This is a genomic window from Phenylobacterium sp., from assembly GCF_044371015.1.
Lineage (GTDB): Bacteria > Pseudomonadota > Alphaproteobacteria > Caulobacterales > Caulobacteraceae > Phenylobacterium.
In genome coordinates, this window is sequence record NZ_JBILUK010000186.1 from 1 (window position 1) to 6,410 (window position 6,410).

Sequence of the window (6,410 nt, forward strand, 5' to 3'; positions counted from 1 at the left end):
ATACGCGAACCGACCGGATGTGGCGTTCGCCGGCGTCTATGATCCGGATGCGGCGGCAAGCGCGGCGGTGGTCGCCGCCGCGGGCGGGCGGGCGTTTGAGAGCCTTGAGGCGCTTCTGGCCGAAGCGGACGTGGTGAGCATCACCTCGCCGGCGATGTTCCATGCGGACCAGGGGCTGGCGGCGGTGGCGGCCGGTCGGCACGTCTATGTCGAGAAGCCGATCGCCACGGATGTACGCGCCGCCGAGCGGCTGGCGGTCGCCGCCGGGCGGGCGGGCGTGGTGCTGGCCAACGGGCACCAGGAACGGGTGGTGTTCCAGGCCATGGGTCTGCTGGACGCGCCGGCGACGCCCTTGCGGGTTGAGGCCGTCCGGCATGGGCCGCCCTCGCCGCGAAGCCGCGACGTTTCGGCGGTGCTGGATCTGATGATTCACGACATCGATCTGGTCCTGCGGGTGTCGGGGTCGGAGCCGGTGGCGGCTGAGGCCGAGGGCGAACGCGCGGGTGATGGGGTCTGGGACAGTGTCCGCGCCGAGGTCAGCTTCGAAAGCGGGTTGGTCGCGCTGTTCGACGTATCGCGCCAGGCGCCGGCGCGGCGACGGATGCTGAAGCTGGTCTATGCTTCGGGCGAGGTGGAGGTGGACTTTGTGGCCAGGACCTTCCGCAATACGACGCCCTTCGATCTGAACGCGGACTTCGCCTCGACGCCGGCGGCGACCGACCCGCTGGGGGCAAGCCTGTCGAACTTTCTGGCGGCCGTGCGGGGTGAAACCGACCGACCGCTGGTGACGGCGGCAGAAGCCATCGCCGCGCTCGACCTCACCCTTGCCGTGGAGATGGCCTTGGGCAACGGCGGGTGAAGTCGATAGTCTGGCTCCAGACCCATCAAGGAGTTCTCCCCATGTCCAGCGCCCATGACTACAGCTTCGACGCCATCGCCGGCGGCTCGCTGCCGCTCTCGACCTTCAAGGACAAGGTGGTTCTGGTGGTGAACACCGCCTCCAAGTGCGGCCTGACCCCGCAATACGATGGGTTGGAGAAGCTCTTCACCGACTTCAAGGACAAGGGCGTGGTGGTGCTGGGCGTGCCCTGCAACCAGTTCATGGGCCAGGAGCCGGGGACGGAGGGCGAGATCGAGACCTTCTGCCGGACCACCTTCGGCATCGACTTCCCGATGACCGCCAAGGTGGATGTGAAGGGGGATGATGCGCACCCGTTCTACAAGTGGGCGCAGGCCGAACTGGGCGAGCCGGCCGTGCCGGTGTGGAACTTCCACAAGATCCTGATCGGCAAGGATGGCCAGGCGATCCGCGCCTTCGGACCCCGCACAGAGCCGCTGGATCCGGAGGTCACCGGGGCCATCGAGGCGGCGATCTAGCTGTCAAAGCAAGGGGCGCTCCACCGAAAGGCGGAGCGCCCCTGTTGATTTCTGGGTGCGAGATCCGAGAGGCGGCTGGGATGACCAACCGCCTCCAGACTTAGAACTTGTAGCGAAGCTCCATGCCGTAGGTGCGCGGCGGATTGACGAAGAAGTTCTTCCGGATGCCCTGCACGCAGTTGATCGTGCCGGCGGCTCCGGCGACGGGCGAGCAGGTCAGGCCGGAGACCGGCTGAGCGCCGTAGACGCTGGAGAATCCGCCCTCCAGACGCTCGGCCGTCGCGCCCTGGTCGTAGCCGATCGTGTCGAAGATATTCTTCACATAGGCGATGAACTCGTACTTGTCGTCGGCCGACCGCCACAGGGCGCGGGCGTCGACCTGATCCCATGACGGGGCCTCATAGTACCAGCGCTTGAAGAGGCCGCCGTAGGCCTTGTCACGCCAGGCGTAGGACAGGTTGCCCGTCAGCGAACCGGCGTCAAACATCCAGGTGTAGTTGGCCGCGATCGCGAACTTGTGCCGTGGCGCATTCGGCAGGTCGCCGCCCTTGAGGTCCTGTTCGCGGATCAAGCCGTTGTTCGGCAGGCCGTTGGTGAAGTTGTCCACGGCGCAGGCCGCGTTGTTGGCGCATTGGGCGAAGGACAGCAGCGGCCGGGCGCCGGGTTGCACCGCCGTTGGGTCGACCGCATCCACCGCCGTACCCTGACGGATCTTGGCGTCGATGTAGGCGTAGGTTCCGACAATCTGCAGGTTCTCGATCGGCTGCCAGAGGACCTCGGCCTCGAACCCGCGGGAACGGGACTTCGGCGCGTTGTAGAATGAGGTCGTCGTCGAACCGATGGCCGTGCCGGCGATCCGGGTGATCGGGATCTGCAGGTTCTTGTAGTCGTAGTTGTAGACGGCGAGGTTGGTCTGCACTCGACCCCAGGTGCGCTTTAGGCCCAGTTCGAAGGAGTCGACCGACTCCTTGTCCGAGTAGGGCAGCTGGCTGATGACGGTGAAGATGCCGATGTTGAAGCCGCCCGAGCGGTAGCCTTTCGCATAGCTTCCATAGACCAGGGTGTCTTCGTCCGGCGTCCATTCCGCCTTGGCCGTGCCGGTGACCGCCGACCAGCTTGCGTCGTACTCGCGCGACGCGAAGCCGTTGGCGGGGTCATAGGTCGTGCGGCCCGTAACGCCCTCTGAGATCCGGTTGATCCCGGCGCCGCCGAGACCCGTCGCCACCACGCCTGCAGCTGGGCCGGTGAGATCGATCAGCAGCGGAAAGACTTCCGGCGGGACGCCGACGCAGGCCGGAAGGCCGAAGCAGAGGATGCGCGTCGTCTCGGTTCCATACTTGCGGTCGTGTGAATAGCGCAGGCCGCCGGTGACGTTGAGTGTGGAGGACACCTCATAGCTGGCCTGGCCGTAGAAGGCGTAGGAGGTGTTCTTGACGTCCGGACGGTTGTCGAACCGTCGGCCGATCCCGGGCACGCAGGCGGCGGCGACTGGCGGCGCCGTCTGGCCGCCAGACGCGCAGACGGCAGGGGCCGTGCCGAACCATTCCCGCTGCCGCGGGTCCTGGATCGTATGAACCGGCTGCTTGTACGCCTGGTGATAGTGGTAGGCGCCGACGATCCACTGGAAGGGGCTGTCCTTGGTCGAGACCAGGTTCAACTCGTTGGAGATGAAGCCGTTGCGCTCCTGATAGTCGAACCGCTCCTGCGGGTAGATCACCAGCGGCGCGGCGCCGACCGAGTACTGCAGGATCGGCGGGGCGCGGGTGCCGTTCGGCGTGGAGCCGTTCAGGTGGTACCAGTAGCGGGTGCCGCCGACGATGTAGCGGATGTCGAAGTCATCGGCGTGGTAGGTCCAATGGCTGGCGACGGTGTAGGCGTTGGGGACGCGCACCGTGTAGTTCTGGGCGCGGTTGAACACCCACGGGCTCTTGTTTGAAGCATTGACGCAGGGGTTTGGACCGGCGCCGATCACACTGGCGGCCAGACCGCTGCAGCCGAAGCCCGCGTTGAAGTGGGTGTCGGCGTCCGGGAACTGGGCGATATCCCAGCCATTGCCGCCGTTGCGGTTGGTGGCGCTGACATCCGGCCGGATGTTGCCGTTGAGATCATAGATGTTGGGTGACCAGCCGCCGGACTGGGCGCCAGGACCGCCCGCGCCGTTGCGCCAGTTCGTGTAGCCGAGCTTGGTCCACATCTCGACCCGCTCGGAAAACTGGATGTCGAACTGAACCTCGCCGTAGAAGGTGTCGAGCACGTTGCCCTCGGACGGCATGCCCGGGACGATGTTCTTGGAGTAGCCCTTGCTCTGGCGTTCCCAGTTCGCGGACACGCGGAATTTCACCTTGTCGCCCAGAGGACCGGACGCCGCCGCCTCCAGGACAGAACGGTTGTAGTTGCCGTAGGTGGCGCGCACCTCGGCGTAGGGCGTGTCTGTCGGACGCCGCGAGATGATGTTGATCGCGCCGGCGATCGAGTTGCGTCCATACAGGGTGCCCTGCGGGCCGCGCAGCACCTCGACGCGGTCGAGGAAGAGCGTGGACGAGCCGGCGCGGACCGCGAAGGTCTCATAGACCCCGTCGGCATAGTTGGCGACCGAAGCGTCGGCCGAGAGCACGTTGGTCAGGCGCCCCAGGCCGCGCAACGAAACGCGGTCCGTGGACGTGGAGTACTGCAGACCCGGCGTGAAGTTCGTCATGTCCTGAATGGACTGAATGCCGACCACGTCGCGCTGTTCGGAGGTGAAGGCCGAAATGGCGACCGGGATGTCCTGAAGGCTCTGTTCCCGCTTCTCCGCGGTGACGACCAGTTCTTCGATGGTGTTGGTGTTTTGCGCCTGCGCCGGGGCGCTGACCGCGGCCGCCAGCAGTGCGCTGGACGCCAAGAGATGATGCCTGAACTTCATGGTGATGCCTCCCGCCTATCGTGCCGCGCTTATGACTGCGCTTATGGGGTGAGGCTGAAGCAGGTGTTCGGCGCCGTCAACGTCGTCACATGAAGTGAACGGCGATCACTTAATTGAATTCACCTAGAACTACCCCAACGGAAAGATGTCGCGGAATGTTCAGTGGCGATGGAACAAATTCCGGAACAGGCGGGGGGCCATGTCGACTTAGCACTTACGGCCAACAACATGGGAGTGTTGGCGGCTGCGCTCCGGTTCAGTGAGCGATCGTCCATTTCGCCGCTTTTTCGGCCTGATTTCGCAAATGCGAAATGTACGGAAACCCTTATGGCATAAGCGAACGATGATGGGCGAACGGCGTTCGAATGTTGCGGTGCGCTGGCGGTGGGACCGCGCCAAAGAAAAAGGGTCCCCGGCGCGCCGGGGACCCTCGATCTTCCTGCCCTGAGGGCGGTCGGATCAGAAGCGGTACTGCAGCTCCACGCCGTAGAGGCGGGGCGGCGTCAGCTCGAAGTTCCGGGCGCCGTTGGCGAACCGGTCGGACGCCACGGTCGCGCTGTTGTTGCGCTGAGAGGCGGCCACGGCGGCGGCGTAGCCGTCGTCGTTGAACACGTTCTTCACGTAGGCGATGACCGTGTACTTGCCGCCCGTCGGCATCCAGAGCGCCCGCAGGTCCACCTGGTCCCAGGACTTGGTGGCGTTGTACTCGCGGGTGAAGACGTTGGCGTAGGACTTCGACCGGTAGAGATAGGTCGCACCGGCGATGATGTTTCCTTCGTCCAGTTCGAAGGTATAGGTGCCGTTGAGCGCGAACTTGTGCTCCGGCGCCTGGGGCAGGTCGTTGCCGACGATGCTGACCGCGCCCGTGTTGATATTGTCGTTCACGTCAACGAGCGGCGCGCTCTTGGTGATCTTGCTCGGGTTCCAGCCGTAGTCGACGGTCAGGCGCAGCGCCTGTGTCGGCTGCCAGATGCCGCTGAATTCGATCCCGTAGGACTCGGACTTAGCGATGTTCACGAACTGCGTGACGTTGGTCGCGCCGACGCGAACGGCCACCGGAGCCTGCAGGCCGCGGTAGTCGAGGTAGAACGCGGCCAGGTTGAGCTGGAGGTTGTCGAAGTTCTTCTTCACGCCGACTTCGTAGGAGTTGACGGTCTCCTCGTCGGCCTTCGGCACCGCGAGGAAGCCGCCGGCCGAGAAGCCGAACGCCTTGTAGCCGCGGCTGTAGCGGGCGTAGGCCATGGTGTCGCTGTCCGGCTCCCACTGGAAGCCGATCGTGCCGGTCACGGCGTCAGAAGAGTCGCCGAGCCGGCGGCTGGCGATGCCAGTGGCCGGATCGATCACGTATTGGCGAACCACGCCGTTGGTGGTGACCGCAGGCGAGGTGACGCCTTCGATCAGACCGGCGGTGCTCTTCGGAGCCAGGGTGTCGGTGAGGTCCATGGCCCCGTTGCCGAGGCCGCCCAGCGGCGCGAGCGCGTTGCCGAGGCCGAGCGCCTGGCCGACGGCCGGCAGGGCGGTCAGGTTGCCAAGCAGGCTACCCCAGTTGGCCGCCGTGCCGGGACCGAATGCGCCCAGGCCTATCGCCGGGTAGAGGCCCGGGTAGCAGGCGTCGGAGTTACAGACGATACGCCGGAACTCCTGACCGAACTTGTTGTCCTTGGTGTAGCGCAGGCCGGCCGTGAATTTCACAGTCTCGGTCATCTGATAGTCGACTTGGCCGAACAGCGCCTTGCTCTCGGTGGTGAGGGCGTAGTTGCCGGTTGACCAGAAGTTTTGCGGGTTCGGCGCGGCGCCCAGGATCGGCGTCTGCAGCGAAGACGGGCCGACCAGGAAGAAGTCGGCGGTGCTGCCCGTTCCGGTGTACTTCTCGTTGAAGTAGTAGGCCCCGACGATCCACTGCAGCGGGCCGTCATCGGTCGACGAGATGTTGATCTCGTGGCTGTACCACTTCGGGTACTCGAAGTAGTGATAGCCGTTGTTGGCGTTGACGGTCAGCGGGGCGCAGTTGACCGTAGAGCGACCGGCCGCGAACAGAGCGCCGATGGTGCCGCAGACCGAGCCCGGTGCGAGCGGGATCTGATAGGACTGGACGCTGGTGCCGTCCGTATCGCCGTACAGGTCGTACTTA

General features: G+C 65.2%; 4 protein-coding genes. 2 read left to right on the top strand and 2 right to left on the bottom strand.

What is annotated here, in order from left to right; genetic code table 11:
• Both ACIQ3R_RS13740 and ACIQ3R_RS13745 read left to right on the top strand, forming a co-directional pair.
• The coding region (locus tag ACIQ3R_RS13740) for a Gfo/Idh/MocA family protein (RefSeq protein ID WP_397419427.1) at positions 1-859 on the top strand (859 nt) is incomplete at its 5' end.
• A gap of 41 nt (positions 860-900) precedes the next feature.
• Entirely contained in the window at positions 901-1,377 is a 477-nt protein-coding gene (locus tag ACIQ3R_RS13745) for a glutathione peroxidase (RefSeq protein ID WP_397419428.1), read from the top strand.
• Positions 1,378-1,477: 100 nt separating this feature from the next.
• Here the strand turns inward: ACIQ3R_RS13745 and ACIQ3R_RS13750 are convergent, their stop codons facing one another.
• Together ACIQ3R_RS13750 and ACIQ3R_RS13755 are read right to left on the bottom strand one after the other, a co-directional pair.
• The gene (locus ACIQ3R_RS13750) at positions 1,478-4,279 is read right to left on the bottom strand and encodes a TonB-dependent receptor (RefSeq protein WP_397419429.1); all 2,802 of its coding nucleotides are present in this window, start codon (positions 4,277-4,279) and stop codon (positions 1,478-1,480) included.
• A gap of 459 nt (positions 4,280-4,738) precedes the next feature.
• On the bottom strand, positions 4,739-6,410 hold a 1,672-nt coding region (locus tag ACIQ3R_RS13755), incomplete at its 5' end, for a TonB-dependent receptor (protein ID WP_397419430.1).